At 70.0% G+C, this 16,423-nt stretch carries 15 protein-coding genes; 12 read left to right on the top strand and 3 right to left on the bottom strand.

The features are described 5' to 3' along the window. Positions 1–468: 468 nt before the first annotated feature. Together HF526_RS15095 and HF526_RS15090 are read right to left on the bottom strand one after the other, a co-directional pair. A complete protein-coding gene (locus HF526_RS15095) occupies positions 469–1,263 on the bottom strand; it encodes an FCD domain-containing protein (protein ID WP_169382070.1) in 795 nt (264 codons plus the stop codon). A gap of 242 nt (positions 1,264–1,505) precedes the next feature. Beyond that, the gene (locus HF526_RS15090) at positions 1,506–2,288 is read right to left on the bottom strand and encodes a glucose 1-dehydrogenase (protein WP_169382069.1); all 783 of its coding nucleotides are present in this window, start codon (positions 2,286–2,288) and stop codon (positions 1,506–1,508) included. Positions 2,289–2,444: 156 nt separating this feature from the next. Here HF526_RS15090 and HF526_RS15085 point away from each other — a divergent pair, with 156 nt between their 5' ends. The 12 genes from HF526_RS15085 (at position 2,445) to bsaP (ending at position 15,273) form a co-directional block, all read left to right on the top strand. Continuing rightward, entirely contained in the window at positions 2,445–2,939 is a 495-nt protein-coding gene (locus HF526_RS15085; RefSeq protein WP_169382068.1) for an acetyl-CoA carboxylase biotin carboxyl carrier protein, read from the top strand. A gap of 1 nt (position 2,940) precedes the next feature. After that, complete coding sequence (locus HF526_RS15080; RefSeq protein ID WP_169382067.1) at positions 2,941–4,338, top strand: acetyl-CoA carboxylase biotin carboxylase subunit; 1,398 nt, start codon at positions 2,941–2,943, stop codon at positions 4,336–4,338. Continuing rightward, positions 4,335–5,810, top strand: coding sequence for a carboxyltransferase (locus tag HF526_RS15075; RefSeq protein ID WP_169382066.1), 1,476 nt, complete (start codon positions 4,335–4,337; stop codon positions 5,808–5,810). Before HF526_RS15080 ends, HF526_RS15075 begins: the two co-directional genes overlap by 4 nt. An 82-nt stretch (positions 5,811–5,892) precedes the next feature. Continuing rightward, a complete protein-coding gene (locus tag HF526_RS15070; protein WP_211177253.1) occupies positions 5,893–6,615 on the top strand; it encodes a PEP-utilizing enzyme in 723 nt (240 codons plus the stop codon). After that, complete coding sequence (locus tag HF526_RS15065) at positions 6,605–8,155, top strand: hypothetical protein (protein ID WP_169382065.1); 1,551 nt, start codon at positions 6,605–6,607, stop codon at positions 8,153–8,155. The genes HF526_RS15070 and HF526_RS15065 overlap by 11 nt, the downstream gene beginning before the upstream one ends. Before the next feature lie 68 nt (positions 8,156–8,223). Next, on the top strand, positions 8,224–9,714 hold the full coding sequence (locus HF526_RS15060; RefSeq protein WP_169382064.1) for an AMP-binding protein: 1,491 nt from the start codon (positions 8,224–8,226) through the stop codon (positions 9,712–9,714). 5 nt (positions 9,715–9,719) lie between these two features. Further along, positions 9,720–10,322: a hypothetical protein gene (locus HF526_RS15055; protein WP_211177252.1), complete on the top strand. Its 603-nt coding sequence runs from the start codon at positions 9,720–9,722 to the stop codon at positions 10,320–10,322. Between the two features lies 1 nt (position 10,323). After that, positions 10,324–12,093 carry a pyruvate, phosphate dikinase gene (locus tag HF526_RS15050; RefSeq protein WP_169382062.1) on the top strand — a complete coding sequence of 590 codons (1,770 nt, stop codon included), beginning with the start codon at positions 10,324–10,326 and terminating at the stop codon, positions 12,091–12,093. After that, positions 12,090–13,277, top strand: coding sequence for an acetyl-CoA C-acyltransferase (locus HF526_RS15045; RefSeq protein ID WP_169382061.1), 1,188 nt, complete (start codon positions 12,090–12,092; stop codon positions 13,275–13,277). The genes HF526_RS15050 and HF526_RS15045 overlap by 4 nt, the downstream gene beginning before the upstream one ends. Continuing rightward, a complete protein-coding gene (locus HF526_RS15040; protein WP_169382060.1) occupies positions 13,277–14,008 on the top strand; it encodes a tyrosine-protein phosphatase in 732 nt (243 codons plus the stop codon). Before HF526_RS15045 ends, HF526_RS15040 begins: the two co-directional genes overlap by 1 nt. Before the next feature lie 42 nt (positions 14,009–14,050). Next, positions 14,051–15,064, top strand: coding sequence for a biotin synthase BioB (bioB, locus tag HF526_RS15035; protein ID WP_169382119.1), 1,014 nt, complete (start codon positions 14,051–14,053; stop codon positions 15,062–15,064). Further along, entirely contained in the window at positions 15,061–15,273 is a 213-nt protein-coding gene (gene bsaP, locus HF526_RS15030; protein ID WP_211177277.1) for a biotin synthase auxiliary protein BsaP, read from the top strand. Before bioB ends, bsaP begins: the two co-directional genes overlap by 4 nt. Before the next feature lie 28 nt (positions 15,274–15,301). Here bsaP and HF526_RS15025 read toward each other — a convergent pair whose 3' ends face one another. Next, on the bottom strand, positions 15,302–16,336 hold the full coding sequence (locus HF526_RS15025; protein ID WP_169382059.1) for a zinc-dependent alcohol dehydrogenase family protein: 1,035 nt from the start codon (positions 16,334–16,336) through the stop codon (positions 15,302–15,304). Positions 16,337–16,423: the final 87 nt, after the last annotated feature.

Raw genomic sequence — 16,423 nt, 5'->3', positions numbered from 1 at the left:
CCCGGGGGCCCACGTTTGACCTGCAGAGATGCCGTTCGGTCGGGAGGCCGTTGTCACTCTCGCCTCGCTGATTGACAGCATTTCGCGTCACGCATCGTGTCACGGCCCGATGGATCGAAGCCGGAGGCTCACGCTGGTAGCAAAGAGTGACGTTGGCCCGGCGCTCGATCGACGGGTATGTAGGTCGGCGATCAACGACACCGCAGCTCGCCGAAGACGCTCGCCGCGAGGCTGTCGCTGGCAGTTGGGTCGGCTGGCCATCCCGGTGCGTGGAGGATGGCGAAAACACCACTCGCGCACACCGCGCACCACTGCAGCCACGCCAGCCGGCAGGCCGGTTCCCCGTCGTGTTCAGGACCGAAGTCCGCCCGCCAAGAACGTCAGCAGCATTCCGTGAGGATCGACTCGCCACGGCTGAGAATCACCAGGGTTAACAGAACGCAGCGGCGCGGTGCCAGCACGATCCGATCAGCTCGGATGAGCTCGTGACTCGTGACCATGGATGACTGCCTGGGTGTCCTGCAGCACTGATCGGCGTTGCCGATTGAACAGCTCGACAGGCCCCCCGCTGTCCCCGGCGTCCTCCGCCGCCGTGAGAGCCTGGCGCAACCAGGCTTCCGAGGCGCTCACGTGAACCGTCGAGGCGGCGCTCGCCAAGGTGGGATCGCCGGCAGCGATGGCCTCCACGATCCGGCTGTGCTGCTCGAAGGTGAAGTTGCGGGTCCCTTCCTGTACTACTCCCCGCCACACCCGGGCCCCGATCGCGCGGGTGCCGAGCGCGTCCATCAGGGTGCAGAGAGTCGCATTTCCTGTGATCACGACGACCCGGCGGTGGAACTCGAGATCGAAGCTGATCAACTCCTCGTCGTTGCGGGCCTCGTTCAGGCGGTAGAGGCTCTCGGTCAGGTCCGCGACGTCCTGCTCGGTGGCTCGGAGTGCGGCGAGCCCGGTCGCGGCCGGCTCCAGGAGCCGACGCACCTCGAAGATTTCCAGCAGGGTGCCGCCGCGCATCAGGTCAAGCGCGAAGCCCAGCCCGCCGAGCAGGGTTTGGGGCTGCAGGTTGGAGACGAAGGTGCCGTCGCCGCGGCGGATCTCGAGGACCCGCGCCTCGCACAGCGCGCGGACGGCCTCGCGCAGCGAGTTCCGGGAGACCTGCAGGCGGGAGGCCAACTCGGCTTCGGCCGGCAGACGATGACCTGGCCCGAGATCACCCTCGACGATCAGGTCGCGGATCTTCTGGATGGCGCGATCGGCGGCGGACACGGTTGCCTCCTGATGCTGAACGGCGCCTCGCCCCGGTCTGTAGCCGGGCGGCTTTCATCCGGTACCTGACGGCAGATGCTAATGGCTCGAGCTTCCTGTTCCTGCCCGTCGCGGTGCCGTCAGATCCCGGCGGACGGCCAGAGGAGACCCGCCGTGACAGCGGGTTCGACGGGGCCCAGATCGGCGTCGCGGCCGGGCGGCGCGGTCCACGCAGGATCACGCCGCCGGGCCGAATGCCGATGTCAAGGGGCGGCGGCGAGGACGCCCCCGTCGATGGTCAAGACCGAGCCGTTGCAGTATGACGCCTCGTCCGAAGCCAGGAACAGGACGCCGTTGGCGATCTCGATCGGTTTGCCCATCCGGCCCGTGGGGTTCCACTGGTAGCGGTACTCGTCGCTGTTCAGGTAGTCCACGAAGTCGGCAACCATGGGCGTCTCGATGTAGCCGGGGCAGACGGTGTTGGCCCGGATGTTGTGCTTGGCGTACGCCGTCGACAGCGAGCGCGTCAGGTTGACGATCGCGCCCTTCGCCGCGGTGTAGGCGTGGGCGTCGGGGTTCCCGACGAGCCCCAGGATGCTGGCGACGTTCACGATGGAGCCGCCCCCGCGCTCGAGCATCGCGGGTAGCGCGTGCCGCGAGCAGTTCACGACGGAGCCGAGGTTGATCCCCATGACGTGGTCCCAGTCCGCCGCGGGGGTCTCGGCGAGGGTGTTCATGCTGCCGGGCCGGACGTCCTTGTAGGAGTATCCGACACCGGCGTTGTTCACGAGGACGTCGAGGCCGCCGAACGCCTCCTGGGCGGCCCGGATCACACCGCGGGCCTGGTCGTCCTCGGCGAGGTCGGCGGCGTGGGTCATGAAGTCGGGTCCCGCGTCGAGCTCCTTGCTCAGGACATCGAGCTTGCCGGTGTTGCGGCCGACGCCCACCACGCGCGCTCCTTCTGCGAGGAACAGCTCGGTCACCGCCCGTCCGATACCCGAACTGGCGCCGGTCACGACGGCCACTTTGCCTTCAAGTCTGCGCACCTAGGACTCCTCAGGGGTCGGATGAAAGAGCGGTGAGCCGGCCGGTGACACTGAGCCGCGCTCGCCGGGTGTGACGGAGATCTAACCTAGACATGGGATCTCTGCTGTGTCTACAGTCACGGCCAATGTTCGCCCCGCGAGACGGAGGGTCGCTGGATGCCGATCGACCACGATGGTCTGAGGCAGGTTCTCGATGCCTTTGAAGAGGGAGAATGGGATGAGATCCACCTCGTGACCGGCGAGGTCGAGGTTCATCTCGTCGCCCGAGGCTCGTCGCCATCGGTGCCCGACACATCCCATGTCTTGATCAAGCCCCGCGACGTCGCGGCACTCTCGCCCGCGTCGGCGGTGGACGCCGCCGACGTTCCGTCCATCTCCCCGGCGGCAGCGGAGCCCGAGGCCGGCACCGAGCTGGTCGTGGCGCCGTCCCCCGGCATCTTCTGGCGGGCGCCCAGCCCCGGTGCGCCGCCCTTCACCGACGTGGGCATGTGGGTGGAGCCCGGGACGGCGCTGTGCATCGTCGAGGTCATGAAGCTGATGAACACCCTGCCCGCGCCAGTTTCCGGCACGGTGGTCGAGGTCTACGCGCAGAACGGCGAGCAAGTCGAGACCGGTCGGCCGCTGTTCCGCATCCGTCCCGAAGGGCAGTGACGTGCTCGAAAGGGTCCTCGTAGCCAACCGTGGCGAGATCGCCATGCGGGTCATCCGGGCGTGCTTCGACGAGGGCGTGACGAGCGTGCTGGCAACCTCGGAGGCCGACGCCGACAGCTTGCCGGCCCGGGCCGCAGACGTCGTCGTCGGCATCGGACCCGCGAACGCGTCGGCGAGCTATCTCAACGTGGGCGCGGTGATCTCGGCGGCCCTGCTCACTGGCTGCGATGCGATCCACCCCGGATACGGGTTCCTGTCCGAACGCCCGGAGCTCGTCGAGCTGTGCGACCGCTACGGCATCACCTTCGTCGGCCCCTCGGCGTCGGCGATCCGGCGCGGCGGCGACAAGATCGCCGCCCGGGAGCTGGCGCGGAGCCTCGGGATCCCCGTCGGTGCGGGCTCGGGCAGCGTGTCCACCGTCGCCGAGGCGGAGGTCGTCGCGACAGAGGTCGGCTACCCGGTGCTGCTCAAGGCCGCAGCCGGCGGCGGCGGCCGGGGCATGCGCCGGGTGGACTCCCCTGCGGAGCTGGCCGACGCGGTGCAGGCGGCAGGTTCCGAGGCCGAGGCGGCTTTCGGCGACGGCCGGCTGTATGTGGAGCACTACGTCGCGCATGCCCGGCACGTCGAGGTGCAGGTGCTGGCCGACCGGTTCGGCACGACCGTGCACCTCGGGGACCGCGACTGCTCGTTCCAGCGCCGCTACCAGAAGCTCGTGGAGGAGGCGCCCGCCAGCGCCGTGCCCGCCGAACTGCGCCGCCGGATCGGGGAGGCGGCCGTGGCTTTGATGAGTGCGCTGGACTACGTCGGCGCGGGAACCGTGGAGTTCCTGGTCGACGTCGAGCAGAACATCTTCTCCTTCCTGGAGGTGAACACCCGCGTCCAGGTGGAACACCCGGTGACCGAGATGGTCACCGGCATCGACATCGTCCGTGAGCAGCTCCGGATCGCTGCCGGAGAGCCTCTGTCGTTCACTCAGGACGACGTGCACATCACAGGGCACGCGTTCGAGTTCCGCATCAACGCCGAGTCGCCGACCCGCGGTTTCGCGCCCTCGCCGGGGACGTTGCAGGTGTGGAACCCGCCGGCCGGCGCGGGGGTCCGCGTCGACAGCCATTGCTTCCCCGGTTACCGGATCCCGCCGAACTACGACTCCCTGCTGGCCAAGTTGATCTGTCGCGGGGCCACCCGGGACGACGCGCTTGCCCTGGCAGCGCGAGCCCTCGATGCGTTCGACGTCGCCGGGATCGAGACCACCCTGCCGCTGCACCGGGCACTCGTGCGCCATCCGGAGGTGCGGGGCCATCGGGTCACGACCCGATGGATCGAGGACGCCTTTCTCGACACCTGGACCAGAGAGCATGCCCGCGAGGACCGGGCAGGAAAGGTCATGACCGGATGACGCACGTCGAGTTCGTCGACCAGACCCTCCGGGACGGTCAGCAGAGCCTGTGGGGCATGCGGATCAGGGCCGGGATGGCCGCTGCCGTCGCCGAGGACATCGACCGCACCGGGTTCCGGACCGTCGACGTCACCGGCAGTTCGATGTTCGAGTGCATGATGCGCTACTCCCGCGAGGACCCCTGGGAGGGCCTCGACATGTGGCGCCGGTGGATGCCGAACGCTCGGTTGCGCGCCGGCAGCCGCGACAACTGCATCGCGAAGTTCGGCCTGACCCCGGACTCGCTGATGGATCTGTGGGTGCAGACTCTGGTGCGGCACGGTATCCAGTCGTTCTGGATCTACGACTGTCTGTACAACATGGAGCAGATGCGGCGGCTGTGCCAGACCGTCCATGACGCCGGGGCCGAGGTCGTGCCGGCGATCATGTTCGGGATCAGCCCGGTGCACACCGACGAGTGGTTCGCCGCGAGGGTGCGCGAGATGGTGTCGTGGGGCATCGCCTCGTCGATCTACGTCGAGGACGCTCCCGGGATCCTGTCGCCGGAGCGGGGCGCGACACTGATCCCCGCGCTGGTCGAGGCGGCCGGCGACGTCCCTCTCGAACTGCATTGCCACAACACGATCGGCGTCGCACCGCTCAACTACCTCACCGGGTTGCGCAGCGGGGTCAAGATTCTGCACACGGCGTCGCGGCCGCTGGCGAACGGGCCGTCGCTGCCCTCCACCGAGGCCATGGTGGAGAACCTACGCTGGCTGGGCCACGACCACGGCCTGGACACCTCCCGGCTCGACCCGGTCGCCACGCACTTCGCCCGGGTCGCCGCCCAGGAGGGCTGGGCGACCGGGACTCCGAACGAGTTCTCCACCTTCGCCTACAAGCACCAACTTCCCGGTGGGATGACCGGGACGCTGAAGGCCCAGCTGGCGCAGTACGGGATGGAGGACCGGCTCACCGAGGTGCTGGAGGAGGTCGTGCGGGTCCGCGAGGAATTGGGGCATCCGATCTCGGCGACCCCGTTCTCGCAGCTGATGGGGATCCAGTCGGTGCTCAACATCGTGACCGGCGACCGCTACTCGATGGTCCCGGACGAAGTGATCATCTACACCCTGGGCCATCTCGGCGAGCCGCCCGCGCCGATCGATCCCGACGTCCGGGACCGGGTGCTGTCTTCGTCCCGTGCGCAGGAGTACCTGAACTGGCAGCCCCCGCAGCCCTCGCTGAAGGAACTGCGGGTGCAGTTCGGCGACGAGCGGATGAGCGACGAGGAACTGCTCTCGCGCTACCTGGTGCCGGCAGAGGACTTCGAGGCCACCCAGGCCGCCGGGAGGGTGAAGCCCACCTACGCCTTCCGGGACTCGGCCGCGTCGATGCAGCTCGTCGAGCAGGCACTGCAGATGCGCAGGCCCAGCTACGTCCGCGTCCGCCGCGGCGACGTCGATCTCACCCTGCGCCGGCACCAGACCGGTTGAGGGCCCACGCCGCCGGCATCGGGGGCCGGGCCGGGCGATGCAGCGTTTTCCCAGTCAGTTCTCGAATCCCTGAGGAGGGCCGATGAGCAACGTCGCGAACGCCCCGACGGAAAAATGGGCAAAAGAGGCCATGACCCCCACGGTAGAGGCCTTCCACTCGCGGATCCGGAAGCTGGTCGCGGAGCGACTCGCCGCCTCCGGGAAGAGCTGGGAGGACGCCGTCGCGGATCCGTCGCTCGAGCTGACCACCGCGGACTTCGCCGCGGTCGAGAAGGAACTGCTCGACACCGGTTACCGCTACGAGATGTCCGCGCAGATCTCGCTGGTCGAGGCCCCGGAGAAGTACCGGGCCGTCGAAGGCATCAAGGACACCGGCGGGTTCGAGAAGGACGAGGACGGCAACCGGGTGATCGGAACCGGGGCCAACGTTTTCCGGGTGGATGCCGACGTGGTCGGTACCGCACGGCTCGTGAGCACGGTCGACATCGTGGTGGACATGCTGACCAATGGTGTTCCGCCCGGCACCATCGCCATCATCGACGACTCCGGGGGAACTCTCACGGCGCCCATCCTCGAGCACTTCACCGGCGTCGTCTGCATGGGCGGGACGGTGCGGTCGCACCTGGGGATCCTCACCCGCGAGTACAGCGTCCCGTGTCTGATGGACGCCCAGCTCGACGGCCTGCGCGACGGCGACCGGATCCGCGTCGAGTACACCAAGCCGCCGGCGGACGTCTACGCCGAGAACGACCCCGGTTCCCGAGCACGCATCGTCAAGCTGGAGGGAGAGTCCGTTGCCCAGTGAGCACTCCTACGCGGACCTGCTGGACCTGAACGCCTGGATTCGCAAGAACAGCGACGCCTTCCACTGGCAGTGCACCGCGCGCACCGTGCAGGAGTCGAAGCTGTTCCCGGTCAACCCGTACATTGCGATGTCCTACCTCAACGCGTGGTACCGCTACCCCTCGCTGTTCCGCAAGATCGAGCAGACGATGACCGCCGAGGAGCTCGGTGACCGGGCCCGTGAGGTCTCCTCGGCCTCGGGGATCATCCAGAACGGCATCATCTCGCAGTTCTACCTGGGTGGCCGGCAGATCCTGATCGACATGGGGATGTTGAAGCCCACCGACGCCCTCGACGACGTGGCCTACGTCCTGGACTTCACCAAGCGGCTCAACCAGTCCTACCACCGTAACCACGCGCACATCCTGCCCAGCGACGCGAACCACCGTGCCCAGGTCCTGCCGGAGCGCGTCGTCCAGGTCTTCCAGGCCGACTCGTTCACCGTCAAGCCGGGCGACCGCCTGCACACCGCGGCCGGGCGCTTCCTCGCCCAGCTGTCGCAGTACGAGTTCCTGTCGCACTGCGAGTGCCGACTGGGCATCAACAACAGCGGCCCGTACCGGATCGGCGAGTCGAGCGAGATGCTCGTGCGCGACTTCGTCGACCTCGCCGAGGGCGACTACCCGTGGCTCGACGGGGTGGCCTCGGAGATCTCCTACAACAACTACACGATGCCGGTGGTGCTGAAAGACACCCACTTCAACATCGTCGACGACTGGGCCAGCTTCGAGGCGACGCCGGCCTACGACCACAACAACGTGACCTCGATCGGCCTGTACACATCGGACTACCTGTCCGATGGCTACATCCCGGTCGCGATGGACAATCCGGCGACGCTGGCCGACTTCCTGGAGCACGAGCGCGATGTGATCGCGCGGGCCACCTCGGAGCTGTGGGCCGTGATGGCCGGCTGGACTCGTGAGCAGCTCGTCGACTCCGGTCTGCTGGTCTACTACGGGGTGGCCAAGGACCTCGCCCACATCGCGGGTGTCTACGACCAGGACGACTGGATGCTGGTCGAGGAGCGGGCGCAGCGGTTCAAGCCGCTGATGAACGACGAGTACGGCCGCGACCTCATCGCCGAGTTGGTCGGGTACATCTCGCTGAGCTCCCAGCAGGGCAACGGCTACACGATGAGCAAGTTCTCCGGCGCCCCTGGGGACATGTGGTCGACGATCCCGTACTCGGTCCTCGCTGACGACGAGTTCAGCTCCACGGTCGGTCCCATCCGCAGCGGGAGCACCTCGCTGCCGGCCAAGACCTCGACCTGGACCACCACCCAGGGGCGGCTTCCGCTCGACGAGGTCAACCGACGTGCCCGGGAACTGAACCCGCTGGCCTCGCAGGACCGCTACCGGTTCCTCGACGACCGCTGGCTCAAGGACCACGTCGGCGACCTGCGGGCCGACGAGCTCTACCGCCACACCCAGCAGCGGTCGCGGCTGCTCGCGGGCAAGGGCGCGGGCCTGACCAACGCCGACGTCGAAGCCCTGCGGTCCTGATCGTGCAGGGCCCGTGGCGCCCGATGCGGGCGCCGCGGGCCCGGTTCGACCCATCAAGGAGAGTGTGAGTGGAGATCGGTGATCTGATTCGGCGTGCGGCGGCTCGGTACGGAGCCTCCCCGGCGATCACCTGCGGTACCCGGACGATGAGCTTCGTCGAGTTCGACGAGGCGACCGACCGGCTGGGCAACGCCATGTTGGCGCGCGGATTGCGGCCCGGGGATCGGGTTGCGGTGCTGCTACCCAACGGTATCGACGGGCTGGTGGCCTACTACGCCTTGGCCAAGTCCGGTCTCGTCCGTGTCTCGATGAACGTCCGGGACACCGCAGAGGACCACGAGTTCCGCATCCGCGACTCCGGTAGCCGGGCGCTGATCAGTGACCGGTCGACGTCTGCCGCCGTCGAGCTGAACATCGATCTCGGCGATCTCGAGCAGATGATCGCCGACGGGTCGGCGACCCCGTGCGACGTCCCCCGGGACGCGGAGGCGCCCTACCGGCTCGGGTACACCGGCGGGACGACCGGACCCGCCAAGGCCGTGGTGTTGTCCTCGCGCTCCGAGCACTCGGAGATCACCAACTACCTATTGGACCTCGTGCCCGACATCGGGCAGGGCGACGTGATGCTGCATGCGGCCCCGGTCACGCACGCCAGCGGGTCGTTCTTCCTGCCGCACCTGGTCCGGGGCGCGCACAACGTCGTGATCCCGTCTTTCACCCCGGGCGCCTACCTGGAGGAACTCGAGCGCCGCGAGCCCGCGACGACCTTCCTGGTGCCGACGATGCTCGCGATGGTGCTCGACGACCCGTCGATCGGCGACGTGCGGATCCCGCAGTTGCGCAACCTCTGCTACGGGGCCTCACCGATCGCGCCCTCGCTCGTCGACCGCGCCCAGGGCGTCTTCGGGAAGGTGCTCACCCAGACCTACGGCCAGTCCGAGGCGCCGATGACGATCACGCTGCTCAAGCCCGGCGAGCACGACCGGGTCGGGTCGGCGGGCCGGCCGTACAGCATGGTGGAGGTTCGGGTGGTCGACGAGCACGACCGGGAGGTCCCGGCCGGCGTCAGCGGCGAGGTCGTGGTGCGCGGACAGATCCTCATGAGCGGGTACTGGCAGCGCCCGGAGGAGACGGCTCACACGCTGCGCAACGGCTGGCTGCACACCGGCGACGTCGGGCAGTTCGACGCCGACGGTTTCCTCTACCTGCTCGACCGGAAGAACGACGTGATCATCAGCGGCGGCTTCAACGTCTACCCGCGAGAGGTGGAGGACTGTCTCCTCGGCCATCCCGCGGTCCGAGAGGCCGCCGTCGTGGGCGTTCCCGACGAGCGTTGGGGTGAGGTCGTGCAGGCGGTGGTGTCGACCCGGGAGCCGGTCGAGGCCGAGGAGCTCATGGGGTGGGCGCGCGACCGGCTCGCCGGCTACAAGCGCCCGCGGGCGGTGATCTTCCGTGACGACCTGCCGAAGAGCTCGGCGGGCAAGATCCTGCGGCGCGCGGTGCGCGAACAGCTACCGGCCGCCGGCGACGGTGGCGACCGCGCAGAGAAGAAGGGCTGACCCCAGTGGAAACGAATGTGCTGGTCCTGCACGGGCTCGTGGTGAAGAAGGCGGGTACCGCCGAGCAGATCGCGGCGATCCTCGGGGCCGACGAGGCGCAGGTGCGCGCCGAGCTCGAGGCCGCCGTGGCGAGCGGCGACGTGGCGGGCGCCAAGGGCACCTTCATGCCCACGCCGGTGGGTCGTGCGCGATTGGACGCCGCCTATCCGGAGGCCTACGCCGCGGTCCGTAAGGACGAGGCGTTCACCGGTGCGGCCGACCGGTTCGAGGTCGTGAACCGCAAGTTGCTCGCGCTGCTCACGCGCTGGCAGTCGGTGCCGCAGGCCGGGACCACGGTGCCCAACGACCACAGCGACCCGGCCTACGACAACGCGATCCTCGACGAGCTCGGTGACCTCCACGAGCGTGCCGAACCGATCCTCGACGCCTTCGCCGACGCGGTACCGCGGATGAAGGCCTATGCCGGACGGCTGGCCGCCGCCTACGACCGCGCGCTCGCCGGCGAGACCGACTTCGTCAGTGGCGTACGGGTCGACAGCTACCACACCGTGTGGCACGAGCTGCACGAGGACCTGCTGCGCATCCTGGGCCGCACGAGGCAGGAGTGAGATGAGTTCGTGGTGCGTCGTGCTGGACGGCAGCGAGCTGCCCAGCCGTGAAGAGATTGGCGGGAAGGCGTGGAGCCTGGCGCGGATGCGCCGTCTGGGGCTGCCGTGCCCGCCGGCGTTCGTGCTCCCGACCCGGGTGTGCCGCGAGTACGACGCCGGGACCGAGCTACCCCCGCACGTCGAGGACGCCCTGCGCGCCGGTGTCGCCTACCTGGAAGCGGAGACCGGCCGCCGATTCGGCGGCGGTGAGCAACCACTGCTGCTCTCGGTGCGCTCCGGTGCTCCCGTCAGCATGCCGGGGATGATGGACACGGTCCTCAACCTCGGGTTCGACGACCGCGTCGAGCGGGCGCTCGCCGCCGAGGCCGGCGACCCGGCGTACGCGAGCGACACCCACAGCCGGTTCGTCGCGAGCTTCGGGCGCATCGTGCTCAAGGCCGACGTCGAGGACGACACCCGGTCCCCACAGGAGCTGCGGCAAACAGTGCTGGCGGAGACCGGCAGGCCCGTTCCGGACGACCCGTGGGAGCAGCTGCGGGAGGCCGTCCGCGCCGTCCTCGGCTCCTGGCAGTCGCGGCGGGCCAAGGCCTACCGGCTGCACACCGGCATCCCCGACGACCTCGGCACGGCCGTCACCGTCCAGGCCATGGTCTTCGGCAACATGGGCGAAGACTCCGGTACCGGAGTGCTGTTCAGCCGTGACCCGATGACCGGTGCGGCCGAGCCGTACGGCGAGTACCTGCCCCGAGGGCAGGGCGAGGATGTGGTCTCGGGGGAGCGCACGCCGCTGCCCCTGGCCCACCTGGCCGAGCAACTGCCCGATGTGCACCGGGAGCTCCTGGCGGCCGCGCGCCGGCTCGAGGCCGAGGAACGCGACATCCAGGACATCGAGTTCACGGTGCAGGGTGGCACGCTGTACCTGTTGCAGACGCGGGCGGCGAAGCGCAGCCCCGAAGCGGCCGTGCGGCTGGCGGTGGATCTTGTTGACGAGGGGCTGATCAACGAGGACGAGGCCGTCGCCCGGGTCTCGGCGGAGCAGGTACGCCAGCTCCTGCGGCCCCGGCTCGATCCGGGGGACCGGTGCGATGCGATTGCGGTCGCCACCGGGGAGGCTGCCTCGCCGGGAGCCGGCGCGGGACTCGCCCTGTCCGACGCCGATGAGGTGGTGGAGCGGGCCGCCCGCGGCGAGTCCGTGGTGTTCCTGGCACGTACGACCAGCCCCGAGGACGTGCACGCGATGATCGCGGCCGCCGCGGTCTGCACCGAGACCGGGGGCTCGACCAGCCACGCCGCCGTCGTCTGCCGTGGCCTCGGCCGGCCCGCGGTCGTCGGCTGCGGGCCGGGGGTGGTCGATGGGCTCTCCGGTCGGGAGGTCACCGTGGACGGGGCGCTCGGGAGCGTGTTCGACGGTCTGCTCCCGCTTCGCTCGGTCGATCCCGAAGGCGACGACCGGCTCCGTCGGCTCACCGCCTGGGCGGCTGCCGCCACCCACGTCGACGTGGTCACCAGCACCGCCGACGGCGACATTCGCGATCTCGACGAGCTCGGTGTGGTCGAGGTGGCCGGCGTCGAGCACGCCGTGGCCGGTGCGACGGCGGTCCGCGGCGGCGTGGTGGAGACCGACGCCGGGGTGGCCGCCGCGATCCGCGGCGGGGTACGCCGGATCGTCACCGACCGGCCACTGCCGGTGCTGCTGGCGGCAGCCGCGCAGCAGCGCGCCGCGGATGCCCGGAGCCCGCTGGCCGAACTCGGCGCGCGGAGCGCGGGGTGAGCGCGCGCCGCACCGTCGTCGTCGACGTGGTCCGCACTCCGTTCGGGAAGGGGCGGGCCGGCGGGGCGCTCGCCGGCGAACACCCCGTCGACATGCTCGCGCTCGTCCTGGAGGCTCTCCTGCGCCGCAGCGATCTCGACCCGGCGCGGGTCGACGACGTGATCGCCGGGTGCACGATGCCGGTGGCCGAGCAGGCCGGCAACATCGCGCGGCACGCGTTGCTGGCCGCGGGGATGCCGGTCGAGGTCCCGGGCGTGTCGATCGACCGCAAATGCGGGTCGTTCCAGCAAGCCCTGCACTTCGCCGCGCAAGGCGTGGTCGCCGGGGCCTACGACGTGGCCATCGCCTGCGGCGTCGAGATGATGAGCATCGTCCCCATGAAGACCAACCGGATGGGGCGCGACGACGAGGGACCACGGTTCCGGGCCCGGTTCGGCGACGGCCTGGTCGGACAGGGGATCTCCGCCGAGCTGCTGGCCGCGAAGTGGCGGCTCGACCGGGAGTCGCTGGACGAGCTCGCCCTGCGCTCACACCGGCTCGCCGCGCGGGCCCGGGAGGAGGGCAGGCTGGCCGGGCGCATCGTCGCGGTTGACCGGGAAGACGGCCGCCGGGTCACCGATGACGAGGGGATCCGGCCGGCGACCACCGCCGAGGCGCTGGCGGGCCTGCGGCCGTCGTTCCACGACGAGGCGATGGCCCAGCGCTTCCCGGAGATCGGCTGGCGGGTGACGGCGGGCAACTCCTCGCCGATCTCCGACGGCGCAGCGGCGACCCTGGTCATGAACGAGGACACGGCGGCCGCGCTGGGGCTGACCCCGCTCGCGGCTGTCACCGGCTACACCGTCGTCGGCGACGATCCCGTCCTGATGCTCGCCGGGATCATCCCTGCGACGCGCAAACTGCTGGATCGCCACGACCTGAAGCCCGACGACATCGACCTCTACGAAGTCAACGAGGCCTTCGCGAGCGTCGTGCTCGGGTGGGCGAGCGAGCTCGAGGTTCCCCTCGACCGGGTCAACGTTGACGGCGGCGCGATCGCCTACGGCCACCCGGTGGGTGCGTCGGGGGGCCGGCTGCTCGCCGGGATCGTGGACAACTTGATGCGCCTGGGAGCTCGCCGCGCCGTGATGACGATGTGCGAGAGCGGCGGAATGGCGAATGCCACCCTCCTGGAGACTCCCTGATGATCTCGAACGGGATCCGTACCGATCTGCCGACGTTCCGGAACTTCCGTGACGTCGGAGGCCTGCGGACGGCAGACGGCGGGCAGCTGCGCTCGGGCCTGTTGTTCCGCTCGGACAGCGTCCAGGACATCTCCGAGTCCGAGGCCGACCTGCTCGTGGACAAGCTCGGCCTGCGCTACGTCGTCGATCTACGCACCGGTCCCGAGGCCGTCCAGCAGGGCCGCGGGCCGCTGGCGTTCCGGCCGGTCAACTACCTGAACATCCCGCTGGTAGACGTCGACGGGCCGAAGGGACCGCCCGGGCGGGTACTGCTCGACTTCTACATCGACCACCTCCACAACGACCCGAACCTGCCGATTGCGGTCGAGGCGGTGGCCAACGCCGTCCGCTGTCCGACGCTCGTGCACTGCGCGGCGGGCAAGGACCGGACCGGGATGACCATGCTGCTGGTCGAACTGCTGTGCGGCGTGACCCCGGTGGAGGCGAAGGCCGACTTCCTCGTCACGAGCGTGAACATGGACGCGATCAGGACTCGGCTGCGCGGCTGGCCGCGGTACGCGCACAACATGGCCACGCTCAGTGCGGAGATCTACCAGTGTGAGGAGCACTCGGTCGACGGCCTGATCGAAGCGTTGGAGCAGAACTACGGCACGGCCGAGTCGTGGGCACAGGCCAAGGGCGTGCCGCGGCAGTCCGTCGCACTGCTTCGAGATCGACTGGTCGAGGGCTGAGGGGATCGAGAGTTGACGACTCGTGTGACAGAGCCGGTTCGGGTGCCGAGCGGAGCGGCGTGGTCGGACGAATTGCGGGCGGCGTGTTCGCAGGTCCTGGCTCAGGGTGTCGGGCTGTCCGAGTCCCAGGTGCTCGAGGTGCTGCGCCTGCCCGACAATGCGCTGGACGAGCTGCTGGGGCTGGCGCACGCGGTGCGGATGCGCTGGTGCGGCCCGGAGGTGGAGGTCGAGGGCATCGTCTCGCTGAAGACCGGCGGGTGCCCGGAGGACTGCCACTTCTGCTCGCAATCGGGGCTGTTCGCCTCGCCGGTGCGTTCGGCCTGGCTGGATGTGCCGATGCTGGTGGAGGCGGCCCGCCAGACCGCGAAGACCGGGGCGACGGAGTTCTGCATCGTCGCGGCCGTCCGCGGCCCGGACGAGCGGCTGATGAGCCAGGTCGCGGCGGGCATCGCGGCGATCAAGGACGAGATCGACATCAACATCGCCTGCTCGCTGGGCATGCTCACCCCCGACCAGGTCGGCGAGCTGGCCGCGATGGGCGTGCACCGCTACAACCACAACCTGGAGACCGCCCGGTCGCACTTCCCCAACGCGGTCACCACGCACACCTGGGAGGAGCGCTGGGAGACCCTGCGGCTGGTGCGCGAGGCCGGGATGGAGGTGTGCTGCGGCGGGATCGTCGGGATGGGCGAGTCGCCGGAGCAGCGCGCGGAGTTCGCCGGGCAGCTGGCGGCGTTGACCCCGGATGAGGTGCCGCTGAACTTCCTGAACCCGCGGCCGGGGACCCCGTTCGGGGAGTTGGAGCCGATGTCGGGGCCGGACGCGTTGCGGACGGTGGCGGCGTTCCGGTTGGCGTTGCCGCGCACGGTGCTGCGGTTCGCCGGGGGCCGGGAGCTCACGCTGGGGGATCTGGGGGCGCGCCGGGGGCTGCTGGGGGGGATCAACGCGGTGATCGTGGGGAACTACCTGACCACGCTGGGGCGGCCGGCGGAGTCCGACATCGACCTGCTCGGCGAGCTGCAGATGCCGATCAAGGCCCTCAACGAGACGCTGTGAGCGCTCCCGTGGCCGAGACCGGCACCTTCTGCGACCAGTGCGGGCTCCCGGCCGCCGAGCCGGGCCACCCGCGCTGCGCCGCGCGCCGGGAGCTCGAACCGCCGCGATACTGCCCGGACTGCGCGCGGCGGATGGTCGTGCAGGTGACACCGGTCGGGTGGACGGCGCGCTGCAGCCGGCACGGCGAGCGGCATTCCCCGACGCGCTGACCGCCATACCCGCCGGCCGGCGGGGCCGTTACGGCGTGATCAGCACCTTCAACGCCCGGCGCTCGTTCATCGCGCGGTAGCCCTGCGGCACGCCGTCGAGGTCGACGGTCATGTCGAACACCCGGCCCGGCTCGATGCGGCCCTCCAGGATGTCGGGCATGAGCTCCTCGATGTAGGCCCGCGCCGGGGCGACCCCGCCGGAGACGGTGATGTTGTTGCGGAACACGTCCCGGCCGAGCGGGGCCGTCTCGTACTGCGGCACCCCGACCCGCCCGACGGCGCCGCCGGGCCGGGTGATCCCGAGCGCGGTCCGGTAGGCCTCGACGAGCCCGACACACTCCAGCACGGAGTGCGCGCCGTCGCCGCCGGTGAGCTCCCGCACGTGCGCGACGGCCTCGTCACCGCGCTCGACCACCACGTCGGTCGCGCCGAACGCGCGACCCAGGTCGGTCCGCTCGCGGTGGTGGCCGAGCAGCAGGATCCGCTCGGCGCCGGCCCGGCGCGCGGCCAGCACCCCGCACAGGCCGACGGCGCCGTCGCCGATCACCGCGACGGTCGACCCCTTCTCCACCCGGGAGGTGACCACGGCGTGGTGCCCGGTGCACAGCACGTCGGAGAGGGTCAGCAGGGACGGCATCAGCGGGTCGTCGGCGGCGACCGGCAGCGTCACCAGCGTCCCGTCGGCCAGCGGCGAGCGGACGGCCTCGCCCTGCCCGCCGTCGACGCCGTCCATCCCCCAGGCGCCGCCGCGCCGGCAGGACGTGTGCAGGCCCTCCTTGCAGAAGTCGCACGTGTTGTCGCAGTACATGAACGGCGCGACGACGACGTCGCCGCGGGACACCCGGTGCACGTCCGAGCCGGTCTCCTCGACCACACCGATGAACTCGTGGCCCATCCGCCGGCCGTGCGGGTCGGGCTTCATGTGCTTGTACGGCCACAGATCGCTGCCGCAGATGCACGAGCGGGTGATCCGCACGATCGCATCGGTCGGCTCGATCAGGACCGGGTCGGGCACCTGTTCGACTCGCACGTCGCCGGCGCCGTACATGACGGTCGCGCGCATGGGGCCTCCTCGTCGCAGACGGTGGGTGACCGGGATCGGTTACCCACCCGGGGTGCGGACATGGGTGGGTAACCGATCCCGGTCACC

The organism is Pseudonocardia acidicola (assembly GCF_012911935.1).
Classification (GTDB): Bacteria; Actinomycetota; Actinomycetes; order Mycobacteriales; family Pseudonocardiaceae; genus Pseudonocardia; species Pseudonocardia acidicola.
This window is presented reverse-complemented; position numbering and strand designations above follow the sequence as displayed.